This window comes from Pseudomonas sp. H3_A02 (genome assembly GCF_054671965.1).
Genome location: NZ_CP162807.1, coordinates 3,219,062 through 3,241,665 on the forward strand (window position 1 = coordinate 3,219,062; position 22,604 = coordinate 3,241,665).

Annotated in this window: 30 protein-coding genes; 17 read left to right on the plus strand and 13 right to left on the minus strand. The window is 57.0% G+C overall.

All coding sequences use genetic code 11. From position 1 onward, the window contains the following. The first annotated feature begins 71 nt into the window (after positions 1-71). The gene (locus AB4N80_RS14305; protein WP_460082600.1) at positions 72-1,028 is read left to right on the plus strand and encodes a 2-hydroxyacid dehydrogenase; all 957 of its coding nucleotides are present in this window, start codon (positions 72-74) and stop codon (positions 1,026-1,028) included. Between the two features lie 44 nt (positions 1,029-1,072). Here AB4N80_RS14305 and AB4N80_RS14310 read toward each other — a convergent pair whose 3' ends face one another. After that, positions 1,073-1,423 (minus strand): DUF7079 family protein, encoded by a 351-nt coding sequence (locus tag AB4N80_RS14310; RefSeq protein WP_305467827.1) that lies wholly within the window; start codon positions 1,421-1,423, stop codon positions 1,073-1,075. Positions 1,424-1,579: 156 nt separating this feature from the next. Here AB4N80_RS14310 and AB4N80_RS14315 point away from each other — a divergent pair, with 156 nt between their 5' ends. Together AB4N80_RS14315 and AB4N80_RS14320 are read left to right on the plus strand one after the other, a co-directional pair. Next, positions 1,580-1,912: a type II toxin-antitoxin system HigB family toxin gene (locus AB4N80_RS14315; RefSeq protein ID WP_122568660.1), complete on the plus strand. Its 333-nt coding sequence runs from the start codon at positions 1,580-1,582 to the stop codon at positions 1,910-1,912. Beyond that, positions 1,909-2,550: a helix-turn-helix domain-containing protein gene (locus AB4N80_RS14320; protein ID WP_122568661.1), complete on the plus strand. Its 642-nt coding sequence runs from the start codon at positions 1,909-1,911 to the stop codon at positions 2,548-2,550. The genes AB4N80_RS14315 and AB4N80_RS14320 overlap by 4 nt, the downstream gene beginning before the upstream one ends. A gap of 16 nt (positions 2,551-2,566) precedes the next feature. Here AB4N80_RS14320 and AB4N80_RS14325 read toward each other — a convergent pair whose 3' ends face one another. Beyond that, entirely contained in the window at positions 2,567-3,532 is a 966-nt protein-coding gene (locus AB4N80_RS14325) for a DMT family transporter (protein WP_122568685.1), read from the minus strand. Positions 3,533-3,785: 253 nt separating this feature from the next. On the opposite strand from AB4N80_RS14325, the gene AB4N80_RS14330 reads away from it, so the two are divergent. Then, positions 3,786-4,328, plus strand: a complete 543-nt coding sequence (locus AB4N80_RS14330; protein WP_122568662.1) for a GNAT family N-acetyltransferase — start codon at positions 3,786-3,788, stop codon at positions 4,326-4,328. 3 nt (positions 4,329-4,331) lie between these two features. Here AB4N80_RS14330 and AB4N80_RS14335 read toward each other — a convergent pair whose 3' ends face one another. After that, positions 4,332-5,381, minus strand: a complete 1,050-nt coding sequence (locus tag AB4N80_RS14335) for a PDZ domain-containing protein (protein ID WP_163006856.1) — start codon at positions 5,379-5,381, stop codon at positions 4,332-4,334. A gap of 245 nt (positions 5,382-5,626) precedes the next feature. Here AB4N80_RS14335 and AB4N80_RS14340 point away from each other — a divergent pair, with 245 nt between their 5' ends. Beyond that, entirely contained in the window at positions 5,627-6,790 is a 1,164-nt protein-coding gene (locus AB4N80_RS14340) for a PDZ domain-containing protein (RefSeq protein ID WP_305467819.1), read from the plus strand. Positions 6,791-6,813: 23 nt separating this feature from the next. Here AB4N80_RS14340 and AB4N80_RS14345 read toward each other — a convergent pair whose 3' ends face one another. Next, a complete protein-coding gene (locus AB4N80_RS14345) occupies positions 6,814-7,155 on the minus strand; it encodes a DUF2834 domain-containing protein (RefSeq protein WP_460082608.1) in 342 nt (113 codons plus the stop codon). 117 nt (positions 7,156-7,272) lie between these two features. Between AB4N80_RS14345 and AB4N80_RS14350 the strand changes: the two genes are divergently transcribed. From AB4N80_RS14350 to AB4N80_RS14360, 3 genes are all read left to right on the plus strand, one after another. After that, entirely contained in the window at positions 7,273-8,085 is an 813-nt protein-coding gene (locus AB4N80_RS14350; RefSeq protein ID WP_305490872.1) for a helix-turn-helix domain-containing protein, read from the plus strand. 112 nt (positions 8,086-8,197) lie between these two features. After that, positions 8,198-9,001 (plus strand): diaminopimelate epimerase, encoded by an 804-nt coding sequence (dapF, locus tag AB4N80_RS14355; protein ID WP_460082611.1) that lies wholly within the window; start codon positions 8,198-8,200, stop codon positions 8,999-9,001. Between the two features lie 73 nt (positions 9,002-9,074). Further along, positions 9,075-9,521 (plus strand): NUDIX hydrolase, encoded by a 447-nt coding sequence (locus tag AB4N80_RS14360; RefSeq protein ID WP_122568667.1) that lies wholly within the window; start codon positions 9,075-9,077, stop codon positions 9,519-9,521. A gap of 16 nt (positions 9,522-9,537) precedes the next feature. Here AB4N80_RS14360 and AB4N80_RS14365 read toward each other — a convergent pair whose 3' ends face one another. Beyond that, positions 9,538-10,095: a nucleotidyltransferase family protein gene (locus AB4N80_RS14365; RefSeq protein ID WP_122568668.1), complete on the minus strand. Its 558-nt coding sequence runs from the start codon at positions 10,093-10,095 to the stop codon at positions 9,538-9,540. A 117-nt stretch (positions 10,096-10,212) separates the two neighbouring features. Here AB4N80_RS14365 and AB4N80_RS14370 point away from each other — a divergent pair, with 117 nt between their 5' ends. From AB4N80_RS14370 to AB4N80_RS14385, 4 genes are all read left to right on the plus strand, one after another. After that, positions 10,213-11,310: a sterol desaturase family protein gene (locus tag AB4N80_RS14370; protein ID WP_122568669.1), complete on the plus strand. Its 1,098-nt coding sequence runs from the start codon at positions 10,213-10,215 to the stop codon at positions 11,308-11,310. Further along, positions 11,307-12,122 (plus strand): suppressor of fused domain protein, encoded by an 816-nt coding sequence (locus AB4N80_RS14375; protein ID WP_122568670.1) that lies wholly within the window; start codon positions 11,307-11,309, stop codon positions 12,120-12,122. The genes AB4N80_RS14370 and AB4N80_RS14375 overlap by 4 nt, the downstream gene beginning before the upstream one ends. Positions 12,123-12,220: 98 nt before the next feature. Next, the gene (locus AB4N80_RS14380; protein WP_122568671.1) at positions 12,221-12,658 is read left to right on the plus strand and encodes a T6SS immunity protein Tdi1 domain-containing protein; all 438 of its coding nucleotides are present in this window, start codon (positions 12,221-12,223) and stop codon (positions 12,656-12,658) included. Positions 12,659-13,231: 573 nt separating this feature from the next. After that, the gene (locus AB4N80_RS14385; protein ID WP_460082618.1) at positions 13,232-13,639 is read left to right on the plus strand and encodes an SMI1/KNR4 family protein; all 408 of its coding nucleotides are present in this window, start codon (positions 13,232-13,234) and stop codon (positions 13,637-13,639) included. A gap of 143 nt (positions 13,640-13,782) precedes the next feature. Here the strand turns inward: AB4N80_RS14385 and AB4N80_RS14390 are convergent, their stop codons facing one another. Next, on the minus strand, positions 13,783-14,238 hold the full coding sequence (locus tag AB4N80_RS14390) for an N-acetyltransferase family protein (protein ID WP_460082621.1): 456 nt from the start codon (positions 14,236-14,238) through the stop codon (positions 13,783-13,785). Between the two features lie 212 nt (positions 14,239-14,450). Here AB4N80_RS14390 and AB4N80_RS14395 point away from each other — a divergent pair, with 212 nt between their 5' ends. The 4 genes from AB4N80_RS14395 (at position 14,451) to AB4N80_RS14410 (ending at position 16,727) form a co-directional block, all read left to right on the plus strand. Continuing rightward, entirely contained in the window at positions 14,451-15,065 is a 615-nt protein-coding gene (locus tag AB4N80_RS14395) for an alpha/beta fold hydrolase (RefSeq protein WP_460082624.1), read from the plus strand. A gap of 90 nt (positions 15,066-15,155) precedes the next feature. Continuing rightward, complete coding sequence (locus tag AB4N80_RS14400; RefSeq protein ID WP_460082627.1) at positions 15,156-15,779, plus strand: SMI1/KNR4 family protein; 624 nt, start codon at positions 15,156-15,158, stop codon at positions 15,777-15,779. A gap of 129 nt (positions 15,780-15,908) precedes the next feature. Continuing rightward, the gene (locus tag AB4N80_RS14405) at positions 15,909-16,340 is read left to right on the plus strand and encodes a hypothetical protein (RefSeq protein WP_122568676.1); all 432 of its coding nucleotides are present in this window, start codon (positions 15,909-15,911) and stop codon (positions 16,338-16,340) included. Between the two features lie 117 nt (positions 16,341-16,457). Beyond that, positions 16,458-16,727: a hypothetical protein gene (locus AB4N80_RS14410; protein WP_163006858.1), complete on the plus strand. Its 270-nt coding sequence runs from the start codon at positions 16,458-16,460 to the stop codon at positions 16,725-16,727. A 29-nt stretch (positions 16,728-16,756) separates the two neighbouring features. Here the strand turns inward: AB4N80_RS14410 and AB4N80_RS14415 are convergent, their stop codons facing one another. From AB4N80_RS14415 to AB4N80_RS14430, 4 genes are all read right to left on the minus strand, one after another. After that, a complete protein-coding gene (locus AB4N80_RS14415; protein WP_305490865.1) occupies positions 16,757-17,383 on the minus strand; it encodes an HD domain-containing protein in 627 nt (208 codons plus the stop codon). After that, the gene (locus AB4N80_RS14420) at positions 17,376-17,957 is read right to left on the minus strand and encodes a P-loop NTPase family protein (protein ID WP_122568678.1); all 582 of its coding nucleotides are present in this window, start codon (positions 17,955-17,957) and stop codon (positions 17,376-17,378) included. The genes AB4N80_RS14415 and AB4N80_RS14420 overlap by 8 nt, the downstream gene beginning before the upstream one ends. Before the next feature lie 49 nt (positions 17,958-18,006). Further along, the gene (locus AB4N80_RS14425; RefSeq protein WP_460082632.1) at positions 18,007-19,065 is read right to left on the minus strand and encodes an alpha/beta hydrolase family protein; all 1,059 of its coding nucleotides are present in this window, start codon (positions 19,063-19,065) and stop codon (positions 18,007-18,009) included. A 99-nt stretch (positions 19,066-19,164) separates the two neighbouring features. Continuing rightward, on the minus strand, positions 19,165-19,842 hold the full coding sequence (locus tag AB4N80_RS14430) for a phytanoyl-CoA dioxygenase family protein (RefSeq protein WP_460082635.1): 678 nt from the start codon (positions 19,840-19,842) through the stop codon (positions 19,165-19,167). A 151-nt stretch (positions 19,843-19,993) separates the two neighbouring features. Here AB4N80_RS14430 and AB4N80_RS14435 point away from each other — a divergent pair, with 151 nt between their 5' ends. Further along, positions 19,994-20,617: a hypothetical protein gene (locus AB4N80_RS14435; protein WP_122568681.1), complete on the plus strand. Its 624-nt coding sequence runs from the start codon at positions 19,994-19,996 to the stop codon at positions 20,615-20,617. A 292-nt stretch (positions 20,618-20,909) separates the two neighbouring features. On the opposite strand, the gene AB4N80_RS14440 is transcribed toward AB4N80_RS14435, so the two are convergent. The 3 genes from AB4N80_RS14440 to AB4N80_RS14450 all read right to left on the minus strand — a co-directional run bounded on the left by AB4N80_RS14440 (position 20,910) and on the right by AB4N80_RS14450 (position 22,457). Further along, a complete protein-coding gene (locus AB4N80_RS14440) occupies positions 20,910-21,650 on the minus strand; it encodes a Fic family protein (protein ID WP_460082640.1) in 741 nt (246 codons plus the stop codon). Further along, a complete protein-coding gene (locus tag AB4N80_RS14445; protein ID WP_122568683.1) occupies positions 21,647-21,907 on the minus strand; it encodes a hypothetical protein in 261 nt (86 codons plus the stop codon). The genes AB4N80_RS14440 and AB4N80_RS14445 overlap by 4 nt, the downstream gene beginning before the upstream one ends. 271 nt (positions 21,908-22,178) lie before the next feature. After that, positions 22,179-22,457 carry a short-chain dehydrogenase gene (locus AB4N80_RS14450; RefSeq protein WP_212801254.1) on the minus strand — a complete coding sequence of 93 codons (279 nt, stop codon included), beginning with the start codon at positions 22,455-22,457 and terminating at the stop codon, positions 22,179-22,181. Positions 22,458-22,604: the final 147 nt, after the last annotated feature.

The following is a 22,604-nucleotide window of genomic DNA, read 5'->3' on the forward strand; positions in this document are numbered from 1 at the left end:
TCGCCACACTGATTCGAGCACGTCTTGGTTGCGCTTGAATCCGTTTTTTCCTATTTCGTTACGAGGTCTACATGAAGCCAGAAGTCTTGCAGCTCAGCCCAATCCTGATCCCCGAAATCAATGTCCGGCTCAACGAACTGTTCACGGTGCGGCGCTATTTCGAACAGGCTGACAAACAAGCCTATCTACAAGAACACGGCGTCAACATTCGCGGTGTGATCACCGGTGGGCATACCGGCATCAGCCAGGCGCTCATGGCACAACTGCCCCAACTGGAAGTGGTCGCGGTCAACGGCGTGGGCACCGATGCGGTGGACCTGGCCTACGCCAGGGATCGCGGAATCCGCGTCACGGCCACCGTCGGCGCGCTGACCGAAGATGTCGCCGACCTGGCAATCGGCCTATTGATTGCCGTGTGCCGGGGGCTGTGCACCGGTGATCGCTACGTGCGCTCCGGCCAATGGCCCCAGAGCCCGACGCCACTGTCTCCGCTGCCATTGGCCCGGCAGGTGTCCGGCATGCGCATCGGCATCGTCGGCATGGGTCGGGTCGGTCGCGCCGTGGCGACGCGCACCGCCGCGTTCGGGTGTCCGATCAGCTACACCGACCTGCAGCCCATGAGCGACGTGAACCACACCTTTGTCGCCGATCTCAAACAACTGGCCCGCGACAGCGACGCCTTGATCCTCGCGGCGGCCGCCGACAAGGCTGAGGCCATCATCGATGCCGAGGTACTGCGTGCCTTGGGCCAGGGCGGATATCTGATCAACGTGGCTCGCGGCAAATTGGTCAACGAGGCTGATCTGGTGGCGGCGCTGACTTCTGGTGACATTGCCGGCGCGGCGCTGGATGTGTTTGTCGATGAGCCGCGTGTGCCTGAGGCCTTGTTCGGCAATGAGCAGGTGGTGCTGCAACCGCACCGGGCGAGTGCGACGTTGCAGACCCGCACGCGGATGGGGGAGATGGTGGTGGCGAGTCTGGTGGATAGTTTTGCTGGGAAGGTGCCGCAGGGGGGTGTGACGGGTTGAACGGGAGCCACTTCAGGGAAGCTTGAAGTGGCGATGCAATCGCGTCAGTCATATCCGGGTGGGAGCCGCGTCGCGACCTGGTTCCAACACCTGTCGACCTCCTTGGCAATGCTGCCGCTGCCTTTCCTGGGCTCGAGCCCATCGCTTGCGATGAGGTGCTCCAGCAACCACTCATCTGTCCATCCCACCCATTCGCCCGCGACGGATCTGAGGTTGGCTTCGAGCACCGGGAATACTTCATTCCACAGGATGCTGCGTATTTCACTGGGCGAATAGCCGCTTTCAAGGACGACGCGGGCGATGTAATCGTAGGTCAGGTCGTCCATCTCAGTGTCGAGAAAGAGCGATGAAAGGGCTTGCCAGATTTTCAGGCGGGTCGGGTCGGCAGGGTTCATGTTTTTGTCTCGGGATGTGTAGGTGATAAACCCATTTGGCCCAATGGTGCCGGCCAAATCGCCTGCTTGCCACAGTGTGAGTCCCGTTGCCGCCAATAAATTCGAGTTGTGAAAAAACACAACCAGAGTACCATCGGCTCAAAGACAAGGAAGCCCATGGATATACTCACGCCATCACGTTTTGACGACGCTGCGATTTTGTACCCGAACGACAAGGCCGGGCTTGAGCGTTGCCTGCGCATTTTGAGGATGGCTCGCCCCAAGGCGTTCGCGGACCTGCAAAAGCTTTTCGGTACGCAGGGTGTCGACTTGTTCAAGCCCAGGGCCGCAATGAATTGGGTAGTGATCGACGTAGGCGGCAATAATCTCAGGGTGATAGGTGGCGTCAACTACACCCGGCAGAAGTTCTACGTCAAACACATCTACACGCATGCCGATTACGACGTTGCCAACGTCTGGTATGCAAGAAACAAAGGGGTAAGACGATGAGCGCAGCCCGGAACGACTTTCAAACCGTGATCGCAACGCTTGGCGAGCTATACGCGGTATTGGATCGCCTGCGCGGTGAGTTTGTGCATGGCATCAAGACCTCTGCCGACTATGAGCGTGCGACGGACTTGCTCGATGAACTCACCGACGGGCGCGAGCTGAGCAAGACCGAGGAGAGAATTCTCGTTGAACTCGAGGATGAAATCCTGGCCTACCAGCGCGACTCCGATCAGTTTCGCGAATCGAATGCCGCTTTTGAGGCGACCTGCACGCCTGTGCAATTGATCAAGGACCTGATGGAGACACTCGGGCTGACCGGTTCAGACCTTCCTGAAATCGGTGATAAAACGGCGGTGTCCAAGGTGCTCAATGGCGATCGGCCTATCAGTCACAAGATGGCGTACGCGCTGGCAGAGCGATTTGCGATGGAGCCGAGTGCTTTCTTGTCAGCGTCCTCGGCAAAGATGGCGGCTCATATCGAAACTGTTCCTCTTTCCGGCAGTAAAACTTCAGCTCTCTACCGTTTGCACGAGGGCTCTCTGACCGCATATTCAGTGAAAGAGGTCGGCATCGGTGAGTACAAAACGGTGACTTCGAAGGGCCGCAAAAAGACAACCAAAGAGCCAGACAAGGAGTAGGGCAATCGTCTGTTGATCAAGGGGCAGAGGCGCTTGTCGATCCGCTGGAGTTGAGGATGATCCGCACCCCCATGATCACCCCAACAAGCACCGCCGCAAGACCTGACGTCTCCAGAAGTGTCGGTAGCCGACCATGAAACCACAAGCCAAGTAGCGTCGCGAACAGCGACTCCAAGGCGATCAATTGTCCGGAAAGCACCATGGGCAAACGCCGTGACGCGGCGTTCCAGGCCCAGGCTCCGACAACGGATGACATCAGCGCAATCACCAAACCCCAGAGATATAAATCCCCCGCAACGGAAACGCTAAAACCCAGGCTCGGCAGTTTGAGCAGGTCGAGTGCTTGTACCGCCGGTAACAAGCACAAGGTACCGACTCCTGCGCCCGCCATCATCAGGCCGGTCCATGCGCCTGACGCTTTGGGTGGCAGCGTTAGCAGGGCGCGCTGGTTCAACCAACTGAAGGCGAGCCACAAGACCACGGCACCGATTGAAAACAACAAACCCATCAGCCAAGAGCCCTCGCTTGCAACGGGTTGATGGACAGCGCCGAGATTCGACAGCAGAAGACCCACCGTCAAGAAAACCAGGGGGATTGCCAGTTTGCGCCACTGGAGGGTTTTGGTTGTGGCGTTGCCCAGCAGTGCCAGCAAGACTGGCACCATCCCAATAAACGCCGGGGTCAGCACCGGCCCGCCGAAAATGATGCCGGCGGCGATGCAGGCGCTATAGCCGAGGTAGCCGACAACGCCCAGGCTTGCGGCCAGAAGCACCTGATTGCGGCGCAGCAGCCGCAGCTGGCTCCGATAGAGCAGCACGACACCCAGGCCCAGGGCACCGGCGATCAAGAACCTTACGATCATCAAGTCATAGATCGTGTAGGCGCCGGTGACGTAGGGCGCAATGAAGTTCAACGCCCAGCTCAGCGTCGCGACCACCGCGAGGGCCAATCCGGTGATGAGGTTTGAGTGGGGCTTCACTATCACGCAGGTTCCCCGATGCACCACCCATGAACGTCGATTTCATGGGGGAAACCTCGGAGTTTGTTGTCGCTGAGGGTAAGTTGTCGCAAGGTGATGTCCTTATGCGGTTCAATGGGATTGAGCGCATCCAGTGTAGGCAGTGATGTGATTGAGTGTGCAACTTGGTTTTTCCGACATTCGCTCCGCAAGGCGACGGATAATTTCTAATAGGGAAGTTTCCCTGGACGCCATAACGTTAGAAAAGGAATTCACTTTGGAACCTATCCCCACCTTCCAAACCAGCCGCCTCATCCTCACACCCCTGGAACTGACGGATGCACCAGCGATTCAACGATTATTCCCACACTGGGAAGTGGTTCGCTACCTCGACAGCCGCGTGCCCTGGCCCTACCCGGATGATGGCGCGCTGACGTACGTTCGTGACCATGCGCTCCCCGCTGTCGCCGCCGGACGCGAGTGGCACTGGATGATCCGTCTTGCCGAGGAGCCGACACAGCGCATCGGCAGCATCAGCCTCTACGATCAGCCTGGCAACAACCGGGGTTTCTGGTTGTCGCCGCCATGGCAGGGGAAAGGCTACATGCGTGAAGCGTGCGAGGCGATCAACGCCTATTGGTTTGAAACCCTGGGGCGCCCCGTCATGCAGGTGCCCAAGGCAGTGGGCAACCTGGCTTCACGTAAAGTTTCGGAACATGAAGGCATGCGCATGATTGCGACGCAGCAGGGGGACTTCGTTTGTGGGGCGTTGCTTAAGGAAGTCTGGGAAATGACGCGGGAAGATTGGCTTGAGAGATAGCCATTAGTTACCCGCCAAAGGACGCCACGCGGTGGTCTGTAAATAAGGCCACTGTTTGAGCAGTAGACCGCGCGTTGTTTCTACGCCCTGTAAGGTTTCAGTGCAATTGACCATCGTGGTAAAGCTGCGAGTGGTCAGCATGAAGCTTTCCGAGCCCAGCGCCTGGCACTGCTCGCTGGCGCCGATGGGTTGGCAGAACATCGGTTGCATTTTCACGTCGTAGCCTTGGGCCCGAGTGAATGCCTGGAACTCAGGCATGGCAAGACGAGCTGGTGTGCCGCTCAGTGCCGGGCCTTGCCAGACGGGGGTGATAAGCCCCCTTGATGGATAGTCGCTCAGCCCCTGGACTTGCCTGGCCTCGAACAGGGCAAAACAGAACGAAGTATTGGTCGCGCTATTGCTCGCTGGGGATGTAACGGGGGCGGCCAAGGGAAGGCCCGGCGTCGGCGTGACGGCTGCCGCAGGCGCTACCGAGGGTGCCAAGCCCGAGGAGTCGCCTATTTCCACCAGTACATCGATGGCCGCCCGGTAACGCCATACCTTCAGCGGCGCCGTGAAACCAGGTCGAATACGGCTGGCGACAGCGGTCAGCTCGGCCGGGCTATTGACCGAGGTCCCGGCAATTTGCAAAACGATATCGCCGGCCAACATGCCTGCTTTTTCAGCGCCACTTCCTGGCACGGGCCCCAAGACCAATACGCCGCTGACAGCGGCTAAGCCGAATTGCCGAGCCACCGTTGGTGTAACAGGGGTGATGTGCAGGCCCAACACACCCGACTGATTAGACACCGGTACGGGCATTGCCGCTGACGCTACGGGAGTCGGTTGCACTGTGGCCGCACTGGGCGCAGGAACGCTGTCGGCTGAACAATCGCGCTGTGTGGCGACCTGTTGGATCACGAGGTTGACAGGGTCGGTCGCCATGTTGGGGTATTTTTCCCAGCCCCGTTTGGTCGCCAGGAACGTTTCACAATCCATGGCGTAGTAGGTCGCCGGGTCTCTGACCTTGCGCAGGTATTCCGCTGTTTCGGCTCGCTCGGCGGCGCTGTACATGGGGTTGACGCAAGACGCCAGGAGAGGGGAGAGCACCAATGTTGCGGCAAGGCACTTTGTTGACATGGGCTTCTCTGAGGTCGTGGCGTTTAGGCAGGTCCAGGCAAGGTACTATTTGGCCATCATCCTGTCCAACCTGTGATTGAGACGAGCGGCATTCGGGCAAACGTGCATTCGATATACAACTTAAAGGCACTTCGCCATTATGTGGCACGATCCTTTCGAACCAATCACTGAGACGCGAAATGTTTGCTCCTGCCTTCAAATCAAGCACCAGGCTCGCCGTTGCACTTTCGCTCACTGCCTTGGCTGGCTGTGCCTCTGATGGCGGTCTCGGTGAGGCGGCGGTAGTTGGTGCGATGCTGCTTCCCATGCCGGGTGGCGTCGACACCAGCGTAATGACCAGTGCCGTAGGCCTGGCGGCCGGCGCCTACGTGGTCTCCTCGGTTGCGACTGCGGACTCTGCCAGCGTCTCTCCTGCGACCTCCACCGTCGCCGCGCCCCAAGGCCTGCCGCCCATTGACCTGCAGAAACTGGTGACCCGGGAAACGCCTGACCGGTATCGCTCCAAGTCCTGTGAGTACATCGAAATGTCCCTCAGCGAGGTGCCGATGTACCAGGCGAGCGCTGAGCCGATCATGAAGCAGGTCGCCACGGCTCGAAAAGAAGCGGCCAGTCAGGTATGGCTTGAAAAGGGTTGCCAGCCGGCCAACTTACCTCGCGGTCGGATCGGCGCCAGCATCGACACCATCGATCCGAAGCGGGCCATGGCCCTGTCACTTCCCCCCGCTGGGGTCGTGGTGCTGGCGACCGTTCCGGGGAGCGGTGCGCAGCAGGCCGGGATCTTGCCTCAAGACGTGATCGTGGCAGTGGACAATGGGCTTATCGCCGACTCAATCGATTTCAGGGTGGCCGTTGCAAAAGCGCCAATTGGTTCGCGGGTGAACCTGAAGATATGGCGAAACAACGCGTTTAGCATCGTTCCGGTTCTGGTGGGGCCTGGCGGCACTCAAGTCTCGGTGACCCCGACGGTGATGGCGAACGGTGTAGCGGCTGCGATCCCGGCAGATGCAATGTATTGCACCGCCGTGCTGTCCACCCAGCATACTTACGGTGCTAGCGTCAGCCCGGTCAAATTGATCGCCGGGGCCGCGAGCGACATGCAACCCTCGCTCAAAAACTACATCGCCAAGGTGAAGCGGGAACAACCTGGCGTTTGGGGGGATTTCAAACTTAACAGCGCCATTTGTGCACCAGGTGCGGTGGTGTGCATGGCCGAGGCCAAGGGGCCGACCGGCAAGACCCAGAACGCCTTCGAGTTCTGCCACGCGACGCAAGCCAAGGCGGATGCTGAGTTGGCCCAGATGCGCCAGGGCGATCCGAAAGCGGTGCTTGTTGATTGGCCTTGATGGGGACGCTGTTGGTGCATTGCTTAAGGAGGTGGGTAATCAGGAGTACCAGTCACCGGCGATTGGCGTCCAAATCCGTTAACGACGATGTACAACAGCGGACCGATTGATACGAAGATGGCCGTGATCAGGAGGTAAGGCAGCAGCGATGTGAACGACCTGCCTTTCGAACGTGCGTCCCGGTACATCCAGATGCACGCCATGCAAGCGAGCAGATAAAGGTCGATGACGACCTGCGCGGTGTCTGGGCGGGACATGAGCCCGAGACCGAATGCCAGGAGCGATTGTTCGGCGAAAAACAAAGTGCCCGCCGTGTACACGGAAAAAAGCAGCAACGTGACAAGTGCGATGTAAGGTTTTTTCACTGTGCTTCCTCGGACAAGTGCATTGATCAGTGGAAATAGGCTAGTGATTTAATCGTCATGGTTTCAATGACCTCTGAGGTCATCGACGCCGCTCACCCGCAATGCCAGAGTCAACGGATGACCAGTCGACCTTTCTCTCGAACAACGCCACCCACCTCAGCTGGAGCGCAACTGCGTCACTTGCGTCAACAGGCCGGACTGAGTCAGCTGGACTGTGCACTGATCACAGGGCTATCTCAGCGTCACCTTAGTTGCATTGAGACGGGACGCGCCAAGCCAAGCCCCGGCACTCTGCATAACTTGTTGACTGCCCTGGATGTGCCCTTGGAGCGATGCAACGACATCTTCCTAGCCAGTGGTTATGCCCCGCGCTACGAAACGACGCCGCTCACGTCGTCGTCAATGGAAGTGGTACGTGATGCCATTGATCATGTACTTCACGCCAACAACCCCGCTCCTGCGATTGTTCTGGGTGCCCAATGGGACATCCTTGCCGCCAACACCAGCGCGGGTGTTCTGTTCGATCTGGTTGGGCTTGCCAGAGAGGCGGCAGAGGGACTCAACCTCTTGGTGACATTGCTGCAACCCGGTGGCTTGGGTGACCATTTGAGCAACGCCGAGGAAATAAGATTAGTGGCCTGGCAACGAGCATCCCGGGAAGCCTTGAACAATCCCGCGTTGGCTGAGATTCTGAAGTGCCTGCCGGCCCCGTACAGCGCTGCGGCGCTGGTTAACGAGCTGCCTCCGCTATTGCTGACGCGAGTCGAGTCTCCCCAGGGTGAGCTGACGTTCATGTCAACGTTCACAACCTTCGGCATGCCGCTCGACATCACGATGAGCTCATTGCGTATCGAGCATCTGATTCCTGCCGATGCCAAGACCTGGGAGGTCATGACCAAGGCATATGAGCAAGCGCAACACTCACAATGATCAAGGAAGAACACATGCAACCGTCACCCAATCGAATCATCCTGTATGTCCGAGACGTCCAAGCAATCAGCAATTTTTATTACGGTAATTCCGTCTCCAGCAGAGCGTTTGCATGCAACTGACCTTTCATAAAATGCATGCCAATGGCGATGACTTCGTTATTGTCGATTCGCGAAACTCGGCCAACCCGGTGACAAGCGCCATCGTCCAGCGCATGGGGGATCGGTACCGAGGCGTGGGCTTCAACCAACTCGCGGTGTTGCTCGATTGCGATGATGCCGATGCGCGGGTGATGTTCTGGAACGCAGATGGCTCTGCGCTGGACGTTTGTGGCAGCGCGACGCGGGGGGCGGCGGACTTGCTCATGCGCGAAGCCAATGTGACTTCGGTAGCCCTGCGCACCAACCGTGGTCTGCTTACTTGCGAACGTACCCCGACCGGCGACATTTGCGTCGACATGGGCGTGCCGCTTTTCGGCTGGTCGGACATTCCCTTGGCGCAAGAACTGGACACCGCTGTCTTGCCACTGGCCGGCAGTCCAACTGCGTGCAGCATGGGTAATCCCCACTGCACCTACTTTGTCGATGACCTGGCTGGCGTTGATATCGCGACGATCGGACCGGCCATCGAAACCAACGCGCTATTTCCACTCAAGACCAACGTCCATTTTGTCCAGATCATTGATCGCACGCATATTCGTTTGCGTATCTGGGAGCGCGGGGCGGGTATTGCGCTGGGGTCGGGGTCCTGTTCGTGCGGTGCGGTTGTTAACGGGATTCGTCGTGGTTTGTTGGACAGTACCGTCGAGGTTGAATGTGATGGCGGCAGCGTGACGGTGCAATGGGATGGTGTAGGCGCGGTCGTTCTTATCGGGCCGGTGGAGGCGAGTTTTTCGGGGACGATGAGTCAAGGCTGAGTCGGGCGTTTTAACCCTGATACTGGGATTTGCAGGACGTTGTTGATCATTAAATCAGAAGGAAGTTTTATTCATGTCGGAGCAACGCATTCGCCCCCTCGCTCTTTGTATCTTTCATCATCATGGAAAAATACTGGTCAACCAGTTTTACGATGCCATCAAACAGCAGATGTTTTTTCGTCCGGTTGGTGGTGGCATTGAATTCGGCGAGAGGAGCCACGATGCCATCGTCCGAGAAGTGCAAGAGGAACTGGGCGCCTCGATCAGTGACCTTCGGCTGGTTGGCACTTTGGAAAGCATTTTTACCTACGACGGCAAGCCTGGGCACGAGATCGTCCAGGTTTACGATGCGAGGTTTGACGACACTGATCTCTACGAAAAACCCTGGCTGGAAGGCTTTGAAAGCAACGGAGCATCATTCAGAGCAACGTGGTGCTCCAGTGCCAGTTTCACTGCTCTATCACCGCTGGTGCCTGAAGGACTTTACGATTTGCTCAAGTCGGCTTCGCTCCTGGAGTGAGTCGGATCAGTGAAGGTCATCCATAAATTCTGAGCCACTGCCAGCGAGCTTGATAACTCTTGGCTTTCTCATCGAACAAATCCGGCTGGGGATTTTTTGGATTCATGCGAAGAACGCCTTGCTCTATGTCGTCCAGGCCATAGGGCGCATAGACCTCACCTGTTTCAACATCCAGCCCAATACACGTCCCCGCAATCAAGTAACGATCAATGCCATCCTTGGCCGACTGAAGCTGAGGATAAGGCTTGCCAAACCGCTGACCGTACCAAAGGTGGACGCGGGCCTGGTTCTTGACCTCGATGTTGACGTCCAGGTCCTGAAAGAGCAGTTGGGCGGCGTTGATCACTTCATTCTCGGCTTCCCAAGACAGGTCAGGGTCGAAGTAAAAAACATCGTAGTCCTTCACGCCCCATGCGGGTGGCTGCTGCGTCTGATGATTCCAGACGGCTTGGAACAGGCAGCCGGCCGTAAGCATGCATTGATTCAAACCGAGTGAAGGCAAGCGCGAAGTGATTTGGGCGTTGATTGGGTTGGTCATTGCAGTGCTGACCAAGGTTTCGACTGTCAATGTCATGTTCATCCTTTTTGTAATCAATCCGGTCCTGGCGACTGATATACATACCTGAAAACCCAAGCCCAGCCCAACCCCACTGATCTACAATAGCGCTCCTTCGACAGAGGCCGGCATTTCGTGGATGCGTTTTCCCTTGTCTATCAACACCTGAGCGCATGGGTAATCGCACCGATCACCCAGCAGTTCCTCGGCATCTTCAACCTGAACGGCCGCCTCGGAATCCTGTTTCTCTGCGCCTCCTACGGTGTCGCCTATGGCCTGTTCCGTTTCAGAAAACACCGCGGCCTGACCGACGCCCATTCATTCTGGCAATTCATCGGCGGCAGCCATGTGTATCTGCATCGTTCGGCATTGCTGGATTATCGCTACTACTTCGTCCGGGCCATTCTCAAGATTGCCTTGGTGCTGCCCATTGTCCATCTGGTCGATCCGTACATCCTGCGTTCCGGGGATTACCTGGCTTTTTTCAGCAACCTCTGGGGCGCGCGTCCGCGTCTGGGGGAGAACCTTACGCTCGCTTTGCTCTATGGGCTGGGGGTGTTCCTGGTGAAGGATTTCGTCCACTACTGGGCGCACCGGGCGTTTCACTCGCGCTGGCTCTGGGCGTTTCACAAGGTGCATCATTCGGCGCCCGTGCTGGTGCCGGCCACGGCGAGTCGGGTGCATTTTGTGGAGAAGATCGTCGAGAAGCTTGGCGTCACTGCCTGCCTGGGCCTCTTCGCGGGTGGTTTCTGGTACGCCTGTGGTGGTGAGATCAGCCGCTACACGTTGTTCGGTGTGACGTACCTGGTGTTCATCTTCAATAGCCTGGCAGCCAATTTGCGTCACACCCATGTCTGGCTGTCCTTTGGCCCGGTGCTTGAACATGTGCTGAACAGTCCGGCCCAGCACCAGATCCACCACAGCGATGCACCGCGTCATTTCAACCGCAATTTCGGCGTCAACCTGTCACTGTGGGACTGGATGTTCGGCACGCTCTATGTCACCAGCTCGCAGCCTGAACACCTGCGTTTCGGCACCGGAGAACAGGACCACCAGCGTTACCTGACGGTGTATAGCCTGATTGTCACGCCTTTCGTCGACACTGCGCACAAGGCGCAGTCTTGGTTTTCATCTCAACGCCAACACACCACAATGCCCCCGACGCCTGCCATCGGATCAGCGAGTGCTGACACCGGTGAAGCCGAGCGAAAATCCAGCAAGGAACGCCCATGAATTTCTTCAAGAAGCTCTTCGGTTCATCGAAAGCCCCTGAAACCCAAGATGACCAGCCCGCGCCACAATCCCCCGAGCTAGGCGACCTGACCGAGGCTGAAGCAGCCAACCTGGCCGTCCGGGAAGCTGGCGCAGCGTGCCTGGATCGTCATTGGAGCGCCGTCGGCACGGTCGAGCGGGATGTCCTTGCCTACCTGATCAGCCCGACCTTTTCCGGCGGCCCGTACTGGCCTTCGACCCGTCAGGCCTACCGCGTGGTTCGCCGTGGCGACACGATCATTCTCGCCACTGAAGGCCTGTCCGATCCGTTCGATGATACGGAAGGCATGGGCAACGGCTTCGAGATGGAATTGTTCGTCGAAACCGCGGATATCCCCGAGCACGCCCGTGGTCCTGTGGGAGAGGTCGATCCTTTCAAGCGCAGTTGGGCATTCGAATTGTTGGAACACGTCGCCAAAACAGTGGCCGACGCTGGCGGTATCACCCACCAACTCGACCAGCACGGAGCGCTATCCCTTGAGCTTCCAGGGCTCAGCCAATCGCACCACATGAGCGATCAACTGCCCAAGCTGTTCGTGACCGATGACGACTCCACCGGCGTTCTAATCGGCGCCCCGGCGCCGGATTTCCCAACCCAACTGGATGACATGCCCTTGTCCCCGGTCAGATTGGTGCCGGTGGTATTGATTACGGCGGCGGAGCTGGAGTACGTGCGTTCGGGAGGGCGAGCGGCGCGGGAGGATCTGGTGAGCCGTTTGAAGGCGGCGGGTGTTGGGCATATGAGCAGTCTGCATCGGGCGAGTGTGGTGTGATACATAGCAGCTATTGTTCAGATACGGATGCGCAAGCGTGTCATTGCTCGCTCTAGTAGTAATCGTCGCATTGGGCATTCAAGGAGAGTGAAGCGCCCATGGAATTGATGAAAGAAATTGAAAGAGCTTGGGGCTGGGTCGGGCTCAAACCTGCAGTAGTTATTGGGGATAACGATTTTGGCAACCTCATCGTCAAAGATGCATCAGGTAGTTACTGGCGCCTATGTCCCGAAGATCTTTGCTGCAATCGTGTCGCCAATGATCGCGCGGAGTTTGACGCTCTCACTCAGACTCAGGAGTTCTTGCATGATTGGTACATGGAGGCATTGGTCAACCAGGCAAGGGATAGACTCGGCCTGCTTCGTCCTGGGTATAAGTATTGTCTGAAAGTCCCTGCCGTGTTGGGTGGAAAGTACGAGGGGAGCAATCTGGCGATCATCTCACTTCACGAACTAGTGGCAGTTTCAGGCTACCTTGCTGAGGAAATCGACGGTTTACCCGATGGCGCACAAATCCGCCTTAGTGTTACGGAATAGCGTTTCGGGTCGAGCTTCATCGCTGTTTGGGTCATTGGAAAATCCCCTACCTATAGCCCTGTAATGCGCACTTAAGAAAACGATGAACCTGTGGCGAGGGAGCTTGCTCCCGCTTGAGTGCGCAGCACTCACAAAAGGGGCCGCTGCGCAGCCCAGCGGGAGCAAGCTCCCTCGCCACAGGTTGTCGGCGTGCAGGCTTATTTGGCGGGCAGGCCCATGTATTGGTTCATGACAATTCCCTGTGTTGTTGGAAAATTGTGTCAATCGAGTCGCCAAACCCGGTCGCCATCTGGGCGACGCCAAGACTATAGTCGCCACCGTAAAAAATACGTAAGGGATTGATAGAGAAGGGGATTCCCAATCATATGTAGGATGTTTCCATAGTCGTAAGCATCCGAACTGTACGTCTTACAAATCAGCAGGGCCACCACCTACATCTTCCGCGGGCAAGAACATCATCCCGTGCTGTGCGAATACTGGGGGCGAATGGCAGCGTTCACAGCGTTTAAGGAATGACGAGAGACGTAAAATTGATTGATACCGCGTTCCACCCAATACCCTTCCGAGACATCAGTGATTGATTACCGTGGACTGATCCTTGAAAACACCCGTGAAGGCGCCACCGACCGTGCCATCGCGCAACTGGAAGCCAGCCTGGGTGCCCGGCTGCAGGACGACTATTGCCAGTTCCTCAAGACCAGCAACGGCACCCACGTGGAATACGATGTGCTGGCCAAGCTCGCCAATGGCGATGAGGAGTTGCTCAGTTTTTCGCTGTACGGGCTGGATCCGGACAAAGAGTATGAATCCAACCCCTTCGAACCGGAGCAACTGCGGGCTCAGCCCGGCTTTTCCGCAACGGGGTTACTGCCGTCGGTCGCGACGGCAGCGCGAGTATTTTGCTCTGCGGGAAGGGCGCCAGGATGTGGCTGCGATGGTGGCGGGAGCGGTATCGGGGGTTGTGGAATGCGAGGGTTGTAGCTCGGACGATTTGAAGTCTTGCCGGTGAAAATGAGTCCCTGCTTCATGGATGTATACAGGTTCCTTTGGGTATCGGGCGAGTGTGGTGTGATGCCGGACGGGGATAGGCCAAAGGCTAACCATGGCGAATGGACGCTGCAGTGCTACAGCCCCAAGGTTTTCGTCATGATGATCGTGCGCTCCGATTTGTGAAACTCATCCCGGACTTTTTTAAAGCCAAGCGAAGCATAAAAGCCTTCTGCGGTGATTGAAGAGGGAACCCGTAGCAGGTTCAGACCTGCGTTTGTGGCGATCGATTGAATCCTCTCCATCAGGTGTTTCCCGAGCCCCTTCCCTTGGTGGCTCGGGTCGACAAACACGCTTCGGACCACGTCCTGATCAAGACTCGCTGTTGCAACAATATGATTGTCGACTATTGCTACGAGCATCTGACGTTGAGCCAACAATTGAAGAATTGCCATGGGGGAAAAATTTTGCGCCACTTGATCGATAATTTCGGATGAGTAGTCTTGAACATTGGACTGGCGCAGAGCATTGATGATCGTTTGACTGATGGCCGGGGCATCGGCAGCCATAGCGTTTCGAATCAGGTAATCCATCAAGGTAATTCCTTGCGCATAATGGCTGAGCATAGAAGGATTCGGCCTCACTGACCAAAACGAAAGGCTCAATGGCTGCTGTCGTCCACGATCTCTCTTTCACGAAGGGTAGCTATGGATGACAGCTCTCGTTCCGAAGCGATCATCGAACCTAGCGGTATCTCTTTTGCATTCTTGCTGACCCTTTCAACTCCACCCTCAAGGACGAACCCGTGACCGCATCCCCCGCCAAACTCATCTTCCTGCCCGGCGCCTCAGGCAACACCCAGTTCTGGCGTCCGGTTGCTAAGCGCTTGGCCCACCCGGCGCAGCAAGTACATATCGGCTGGCCCGGATTTGGAGACACGCCGCCCGTGGCTGGCGTTATCGGCATGAGTGACCTGGTGGCACGTGTGCTGGCCGAGATCGACCGACCCACAGCGCTGGTGGCGCAATCCATGGGCGGTATCGTCGCTGTGCTCGCAGCGCTTGAACGCCCTGAGCTGATCACCCACCTGGTGCTGACCGTCACCTCGGGCGGGGTGGACATGTCGGCGCTGGGCGCGCAGGACTGGCGCCCGGATTTTGCGGCGGCCAACTCGACGCTACCGAGTTGGTTTCTCGACGACCGCACCGACCTCACATCCCGCTTGGTCGAGTTGCGCATGCCGGTCTTGCTGCTCTGGGGCGACGCTGATCCGATCAGCCCCGTTCGCGTCGGCCAGTACCTTGCCCAACTATTGCCCCGCGCTCAATTGCACGTTTTCCCCGGCGCCGATCACAACCTGGGCTTTACTCACGCAGATGAGGCGGCGAGGCTGATCGAGAGACATCTGGCCAGCGAGTGAGTGGAACACTTGTTACCGATGTGTCGGACTGATTGTGCGGCGCGGTGTGTTTCAAGACCTCTAGGACCCCAATACCTTTTCGAGACAACAATGACTGACTACCGTGGACTCATCCTCGAAGACACCCGGGAAGGCGCCATCGACGGTGCCATTGCGCAACTGGAAGCCAGTCTTGGTGCCCGACTGCCGGACGACTATCGCGAGTTTCTCAAGACCTGCAACGGCGCCTACTTGGAATACGATGTGCTGGCTACGCTCGCCAATGGCGATGAGGAATTGCTTAGCTTTTCACTGTACGGGCTGGACCCGGACAAAGCGTATGAATCCAACCCCTTTGAACTGGAGCAACTGCGGGCGCAGCCCGGCTTCCCCGAGACGGGATTGTTGCCGATTGGGCGCGATGGCGGTGCGAGTATCTTGCTGCTGGATTTGCGGGAAGGGCGCCAGGACGTGGCGGCGATGGTGGCGGGCTTACCTGCCTGGACCGGGCGCCGTCAGCAGGGTGATGAGTATGTGGTGCTGGCGGATTCTTTCAATGGTTATTTGGACTCGCTGCATCTATCGGAAGAGCGAATTGAGGAGCATATCAATCACTTCATCATTAGCCCTGAGAGTATTGAGGCGACGTTGGAGTGGTTGGATAAGGGGAGTCCGGGGTGGCGGGAAAGATACCGGGAGCAGTGGAATGCGAGGGTTGTGGATCGGTTGATTTGAAGTCTTGCCGGTGAATGAGTTCCGGCTTCATGGATGTATACCGGCTCCTTTTGGGAGATTCTTGCCTGTCCTGAAGGGCTGCAATCGACCCAAAGTGGAAATTGGCCACTCTGTTGCCTGGAAAGCCTTATGAGTGATGCAAGCGCTACCTTTGCATCTAACTGGAAGAAGCTCATGATCAAGGTATTACCGAAGAATGAACTTGAGAAGCTTTCGATGAAAGCTGAAGCAGACGGTTTAACGCTGAGTGATCTTGCCGTCACTTGTGAGAAGTTTGATGTTACGCCGCAAGATGTGCTGAACGAGCTGTCCGTTGCGGTTGCGGAAGGCTATTTAGAGGGATCTTTGATCTACGATTTTTGCGACGGTGTCATGAACGGAATCATAAATGCGGTGGTTGAAGTGGGCATGACTAACGAAATGCCTCAGCCCGCCTTCTCGCTTTACCAAGCGTTCGATCAAGGTGAGTGGTTCCGCAGTAACGACCCACCCGGGACTGATCCCAGTGAGAAATACACGAAGCCGGTGGTCCGCGAAATAATGCAGGCACTTAGAGGCTAGCTCTCAAAAATTGAGAGTTTTTCGTTCTTGGGTTGGAAGCAGACTTGGATCGGGCTTGCGCTTTGGCTGGGTCTCGCCATTCGCCGCAGACCTTCGATTTCTTTTAGAGGTCGGTTAATGAGTTCGAATCTTACAGTCTCAAATCTTTTAGGTCCGTGGTGTGGGGATTCACCTACAGGTCTGATGCAGCGTTGCAGGGAGGTCTGGGACACCCCTTTAGAAAATTTGAACGACCTGATGGTTGCTACTTTTTTGAATCAGAACATCGCTGTCACGCAGATGCTTATCGAAGCAAAGCGCCGCATAAAAGAGCAGGAACGAGATGGGAGCGAGTACTTTGAGGGCCAGCTTCTCGAAGCGATGAAGCGAGTGCAGTCAGGGGAGTAAGTTATCCCTTTTCCGCTTGAATCCAGTCCTCAGTCGAGGCGGTCGATGGCGCGTGCAAGGTTTGCGCGTGCCTGCTGCTCGAATGCGTCGAAGTACGGTGCGGTCGTATAAATGCGTCCGCGTGCCAGGAAGCCTTCAAGGACCTGGCGCCGCTTTTGGCGGTACACAGGTAAAGGCACAAACTGATACTCGCGGCGAATTTGTTGGTCGTATTCCTCGAACCGCTCGAACGATGCCCCAAGGATTGCCAGATCCGTGTCCACCAGCACCGCTTGGTCTGTCGACGCTGGGGCGCCGTCGTGTCGCGTCACCATGATCAGATCGTAAAGCCTGCGTCGCGTTTCATCGCCCAGCCCACTGTCGCGTGCCACGTCATCCAACCATTGCGCACTGCGCAGCTCGTTGTCGCTGCGAAGGGGGTCGTAGATCGCATCATGGAACCATAGCGCGAGGTCGACTTCGGCGGGGGCCTGGCAGGTAGCGTTGACGAATCGGCGCACTTGAAGGCACTCCTTCAGATGCTGGAGGTTGTGGTAGGCACGGTGCGGCTCGCAGTAGTGTCGAACGAGTTCTTCGTACGTCTCTGGTGGCGCGCATACAACGCCAAGCTCTGCCCAGACGCGAGCCCAGGCTGCGAAATCCACGCCATCAGCCACGTCGAGGCTCCCGCGTGCCTTGGGGAAAGGGGGCTTTTCGCGGCGGCTCTACGCGAGGCGTCTTCCCGACACTCGACAGAAACAGTTTGGCCTGGCGGTTGGACCGCAGACAGATAACGCGACATGTCGGTGGGGCCGTTGCTACAAGCTGCTTCATCTTCGTACGCGCCGATTTACGAGTCGTCCACATGAATCTGAAAAACTCCGGGAGGTTTCCAAGCTGCTCTGGGCAATTCTCTGGAAGGTCGGGGCGCGGGCGGCCTCGCTGGGTCAACGTCCTGAGAAATACACGCCAGAACCGAAGCACCGATGAGCGATCAATCCATACCAAAAGATCGGCTCGGGCAATACGGTTGTCCCAGGTAGCAGAATGACCACCTTCAAAAATCCATTGATCGCGAGCTTCGACCTCGTAACACAGTCGAGTCTTCTCGTCTGCGTTTCGCTCGATCCACCCAGGTTGCCAATGGATAGTGTCGATATGGATAACCGGCAGTCCGGTCTGTTTGCCCATTTCCCGAGCCAGCGTGCTTTTTCCTGACCCGGGCTGGCCGATAATCATGACACGCTGCATTAGTCGCCTCGACTCATTGAATATCCTGGTAATACTGGGCGTTTGATCGTCATCTAGCCTCCTTATCAATCGCTCCAGGTGATTGCGCAAGAAACTCTGCGATCAATGATGCAACCTGCTGCTGAATCACCCTCCGAGCACGCCCGCCATCGCCATCCCGGCAAATGATCCCATCCCCCGGCACGTCCTCTTCAAGCATTTCCTCCGCACCGGGCTTACACATCGACATGAAGCTGAAATGGCTCGCGTCCTTGATCTCAACGTAACGGCTTGACGCCGGGGGCAGTCGCTTGGCCAGGTTGGCAGACTCCAACTCAGCCGGAAGTTCTTGCGACGGTACACCGGCAGCGATCACCAGAGCGGGGACAGGCAGCGCGGCCAAGCTTTCATCCGTCAGGCCCCGGGAAAGGCCCAGGTCCAATGTCACCACCGCAGTCACGCGTTTGTCGCGCCAGTCGGCGGCCAGCTCGGCTTTTGCTTCAGCGGTGCTGGCGGGGTTCATCTGCTGGTAAACGGTGCAACTGGCTAACTGCGAATGGGCTTTGCAGTCTTGGGCGAAGCGTTCTGGGTCGAAGCGAGCGCCGGCGATTTCCAGGGCGGTCCAGCCGCCGAGTGAATGGCCCACGGCTGCAATTCGATCATTGGCGACTTGGCCAAATTTTTCCGGTTGAGTCGTGACCGCATCGATGGCTCGACGCAGGTCAACGGGACGCTGCCATAACTGCGCCGCTGCTTGCGGGCTGCGGTCATGGGTGGTGCTGCCGGGGTGGTTGAGGGCGGCGACGATGTAACCCTTCTGGGCCAAGGAGCTGGCCAGCCAGATCTGGTTGCTCCAGTTGCCCCTGTAGCCGTGGGAGAGCACCACCAATGGATGTTCACCGGCAGTGGGGGGCGCATTGCGCACGGCAGCGGCGCCGACAAACACCGCGTTATCGGCGATCAGTTGCGGGGTTTCGGTGGTTGCGCTGGGGTACCAAACGACCATCTCCAGTGCGCGGCCATTGTGCGGATCCGGCAGGGTGGAGGATTGGAAACCGATGGGGTTTTCGTCAGCAAATGCAGTGGTCGTCAGGCAAGCCAACAACAGGGCGCCGAAAGCTGTTTTCAATGTCGTTTCTTCCTTGATTAGACGAATGGGGTTGTCGACAAGCTCGGGCATTAAAGCTCAAATTCGAACCGCTGCGCATAACTTTTATCGACTAAAAACCTAGCCTCCGAAAGCAAACTCCGAGGGGGCGAAGCGGTCGCTGGTGTCCATACGAATATTGCGCAGCGCCACGGTCTCCAGGTGTGACGGGTAGAGCGACTCCGAGAAATAGCTGATCAGGATGGAGCGACGGCGTGCGCCGATCACGTTCAGGCTGCCCGCGTGCACCAGATCGACATCGAACACCAGGATGTCGCCGGCGCCGCCTGACAGCTGTACAGCGCGGGACTCGTCATTGAAGTCGAAGGGTGGGGCGCCCAGCTCGGAGCGATGGCTGCCGGGGACGATCCGTGTCGCACCGTTTTCGGGGCCGTAATCGTCGAAGAAAGCCAGGGCGATGGCGATGTCGCCTGGCCGTTGAGCTGACAAGTCACGGTGCAGTTGTTGCTGGCCGCTACCGGCAAGGGGTTCGCGACCTTCGACTTGGGAGAGAAAGAACCGGTCGCCGATCAACTCACCTGCCACCGCCAGTAGCTGGGGGAGACGACATACCGCCTGAATCTTCGAATCATCGTCCAGCATCGAATAGCGCCAGTCCATGCCGCGAGGCACTGGCCATTGATCCGACGGTCGCACACCTGAATCGAACACGGCACGAAGGTCAGCCAGCCACTCGGTCGGGATCGCTTGACGGAGCAAGGTGTAGCCATCTCGATGGAGTTGTTCGCGGTCAGCCATGGTGGCCTCGACTTCCTTGTGGGGACGTTTGCAAGGCTAGTATTCAAACCAACGTAGAACCACCCGAGACTGGAAATTGGCGGCGACCAGAGACAAACCCGGAAGGTTTGCAGTTATCATCCAGCCACCATCCAAGAAAAGGACTTCACCGATGAAGCATTTGTTTGCCTGCGCTCTTCTGACATTGGCCGTTGTTGGCTACGCCAAGGCCGATCAAAGCACCTTTGAAGAAACGAACCAGTGTTCGGAAGACATCGATTGCCAAGGGGATTTCATCTGCAAAAACGGCCTATGCGATAGTCCTCAACTCCAGCGAAGCCCTGTTGCAAAACCCGCCGCCACGATTCAAGCCGCGCCTCCCGCGCCCCCGGGTGTTGCCTATCAACCGTTGCCCGTCAACACCGAGCGTGCAGGGCCTTTCACGACCCAGACCGAGGCGATGGGGACCGCGCTGAATTATCAGTCGCGGGCGGGCGTGATGAACGTCATGGAATCCATTGTTGAGCAGGCCGAGTACACCGGTTATGTGACGATTGAAAAGGCTTATACGTTTGGCCCGAGCAAGTATGTGCTGGTTGTTTCCACCGGAGAGGGGGGAAATGCGTGCCCTGCTTCGACCTATGTATTCAGTTTCGACACCCAGGCCGAGCGCGTTGATGGGAAGCGTGAGGTGCAGGGATGTTCTGAATTGGTCGAGGCCATGGCGCAGGGGAATAAGCTCGTGGTCAAGAAGGAGGGGAGTGCGATGGTTGTTTATAACGGGGTTGTTGAGTAGTTCAGGTAGACGATGCACTCGTGGCGAGGGAGCTTGCTCCCGCTTGAGTGCTCTACGAATTCACGCGGCTCGCGTAAAACTTGCTCCAAAATTGTGGATCTCGAGCCGCTTTTCTGGCGTAGAAAGGGACCGATGAGTAAGCCTCTTTTAAACCTTGCGAGCCTTGCGCCCGCCTTTCGGCTTCTTGGATACTCAAGGCTCCACTTTGCCAGATTGCCATCCAGAAGCTGTCCGCTTGCAATGTTGTGGAAGGTTTTACCTCAAGCATTTTGTACTTCCGGCACGTAGAAGGTTAAGGGTCGAGGGGCTTTACCCTGTGTGTCTTATAAATTTGCTGGACTTCTGGGTTGTCCAGGCTCTCGTACGTGATGTCTTCTTTGTCCAGGCCATCTAGGCCTCGGATGCCACTGATGGTTTCCGGCCACTCGTCGCGGCTGGATATGGCTACTCTGAATGGTTTCAGGTAGTTGTCGAGATGCCCTTGGCCAGGCTCGCGGATCTCATCGCTGAGTGCTCGTAGGTAATCGTCTTTGTTCGTTTTTGACCAATCGATAGCAAATTTGGCTCGATAGCAGAGCTCCATGAAGACTAATAGAATCGTACGTCCATTGCCGTCAAGAAAGGGGGGCGCGAAAGCCAGTTGACCCATCACCTCGCCAGGATGCTCTTTGAAGTGTTTCTTATCGGCTGCCAGTTTAAGTGCATAGTCGACAGACCTCTTAATGAGTTCCGGGCGCTCGAAAGCCGTACTGCGGGGATCGTTATGGGAACCTTTGAAGACGGCTAGGTGAGGTACGAGCTCGTTTCGATCTTTCCCTGCCCAAGGATAAAAGCCCGAAAATAAAATTTTGTGAACTTCGAGCACTGTCTGGAAGGTAATGGGTCTCCTTTTCGCCAGACAAGCAAGAGCATCTTCGATACTTGCCTCGAAGGAAAGATGCTCAGATTCTTTTACTTCTATAGGATCTTTAAGTCGCAATGAGTTTTGAAGATACCCGGCGGTTCCGAAATCACCGAACGGATCAAAACTCATGCGCTACGTTTCTTGGCGCGTCTTTTCTCCTGAAGGTACTCGCCTTGCAGCGTCAGGATCTGCGACTTACTCAGAACACCTTTTCTCTTGAGATTGACAAGCAACTGTTCGATGCCATCCAGCTCGACGACATCCCCAGCCAGACGAGTGATGGTCGCAGCCATGCGACTCATACCGTCAAGTTCAGCAGTGACATTGTGGGCTTTAGCAAGCTTTCGGACCTGAGTCGCGACGCTAGCAGTAGCTGTTTGGGTCATTGGAAAGTCCTCTACTCACGGCCAAACCATAGCATGGGGCTGTTTTTCTGTCTCCACGGGCTATGGGTAAAGCATCTCCGTGGTGTGCTGTATAGATCAATGGCTTGTTTCAAAAATGTCGTGGTGCGGTCGTAATTCTGTGTGCTTAAGAAAACGATGAGTCAGTGGCGAGGGAGCTTGCTCCCGTTTGAGTGCGCAGCGCTCACAAAAGGGGCCGCTGCGCAGCCCAGCGGGAGCAAGCTCCCTCGCCACGGGTTGTCGGTTGGCAGGCTTATAGAGTGGAACCTGCCGGTGCCGCATCCAATCGTCGTGCAATCACATCCATCACGTCGCACCCGTCACGCAGCGGGATGCAGCAAAGTTGTGCCAAATCTTGCAAAGTCGCGGGGTCGATGGTCAGTTCATCGCGCATTGCCAAGTTTTCCAGGAACTGGGTGGCGGCACGGATTCGGTAGGCGGCTGAGTCGAGCAGGATGTGTAGCGGGGCGGCGGTATCGACGTAGAGGGGTTGGTCGTCGGCGTTGCTGGTAAGGCCCATGTATTGATTCATAAGTAAGCTCCACTGGAAAAGTTTCACCACCTAATCGTCGCCAAACGAAGGTGGCAACTGTACGCAGGTTGGCGAACCGGAGTGGAAGCCGGCAGACCCGAAGGTCTCCCGCGTACAGCTGCCATAACGACAACTCTACAGATGCAA

Coding starts and splice junctions, on each gene's coding strand:
- AB4N80_RS14360 (WP_122568667.1), top strand. CDS start 9,075: ATGTCGGAGCAACGCATTCGCCCCCTCGCTCTTTGTATCTTTCATCAT.
- AB4N80_RS14340 (WP_305467819.1), top strand. CDS start 5,627: ATGTTTGCTCCTGCCTTCAAATCAAGCACCAGGCTCGCCGTTGCACTT.
- AB4N80_RS14430 (WP_460082635.1), bottom strand. CDS start 19,842: ATGGCTGACCGCGAACAACTCCATCGAGATGGCTACACCTTGCTCCGT.
- AB4N80_RS14440 (WP_460082640.1), bottom strand. CDS start 21,650: ATGAGTTTTGATCCGTTCGGTGATTTCGGAACCGCCGGGTATCTTCAA.
- AB4N80_RS14305 (WP_460082600.1), top strand. CDS start 72: ATGAAGCCAGAAGTCTTGCAGCTCAGCCCAATCCTGATCCCCGAAATC.
- AB4N80_RS14410 (WP_163006858.1), top strand. CDS start 16,458: ATGAGTTCGAATCTTACAGTCTCAAATCTTTTAGGTCCGTGGTGTGGG.
- AB4N80_RS14320 (WP_122568661.1), top strand. CDS start 1,909: ATGAGCGCAGCCCGGAACGACTTTCAAACCGTGATCGCAACGCTTGGC.
- AB4N80_RS14375 (WP_122568670.1), top strand. CDS start 11,307: ATGAATTTCTTCAAGAAGCTCTTCGGTTCATCGAAAGCCCCTGAAACC.
- AB4N80_RS14350 (WP_305490872.1), top strand. CDS start 7,273: ATGACCAGTCGACCTTTCTCTCGAACAACGCCACCCACCTCAGCTGGA.
- AB4N80_RS14420 (WP_122568678.1), bottom strand. CDS start 17,957: ATGCAGCGTGTCATGATTATCGGCCAGCCCGGGTCAGGAAAAAGCACG.
- AB4N80_RS14335 (WP_163006856.1), bottom strand. CDS start 5,381: ATGTACAGCGCCGCCGAGCGAGCCGAAACAGCGGAATACCTGCGCAAG.
- AB4N80_RS14365 (WP_122568668.1), bottom strand. CDS start 10,095: ATGACATTGACAGTCGAAACCTTGGTCAGCACTGCAATGACCAACCCA.
- AB4N80_RS14405 (WP_122568676.1), top strand. CDS start 15,909: ATGAGTGATGCAAGCGCTACCTTTGCATCTAACTGGAAGAAGCTCATG.
- AB4N80_RS14445 (WP_122568683.1), bottom strand. CDS start 21,907: ATGACCCAAACAGCTACTGCTAGCGTCGCGACTCAGGTCCGAAAGCTT.
- AB4N80_RS14400 (WP_460082627.1), top strand. CDS start 15,156: ATGACTGACTACCGTGGACTCATCCTCGAAGACACCCGGGAAGGCGCC.
- AB4N80_RS14380 (WP_122568671.1), top strand. CDS start 12,221: ATGGAATTGATGAAAGAAATTGAAAGAGCTTGGGGCTGGGTCGGGCTC.
- dapF (WP_460082611.1), top strand. CDS start 8,198: ATGCAACTGACCTTTCATAAAATGCATGCCAATGGCGATGACTTCGTT.
- AB4N80_RS14310 (WP_305467827.1), bottom strand. CDS start 1,423: ATGAACCCTGCCGACCCGACCCGCCTGAAAATCTGGCAAGCCCTTTCA.
- AB4N80_RS14450 (WP_212801254.1), bottom strand. CDS start 22,457: ATGAATCAATACATGGGCCTTACCAGCAACGCCGACGACCAACCCCTC.
- AB4N80_RS14315 (WP_122568660.1), top strand. CDS start 1,580: ATGGATATACTCACGCCATCACGTTTTGACGACGCTGCGATTTTGTAC.
- AB4N80_RS14435 (WP_122568681.1), top strand. CDS start 19,994: ATGAAGCATTTGTTTGCCTGCGCTCTTCTGACATTGGCCGTTGTTGGC.
- AB4N80_RS14390 (WP_460082621.1), bottom strand. CDS start 14,238: ATGGATTACCTGATTCGAAACGCTATGGCTGCCGATGCCCCGGCCATC.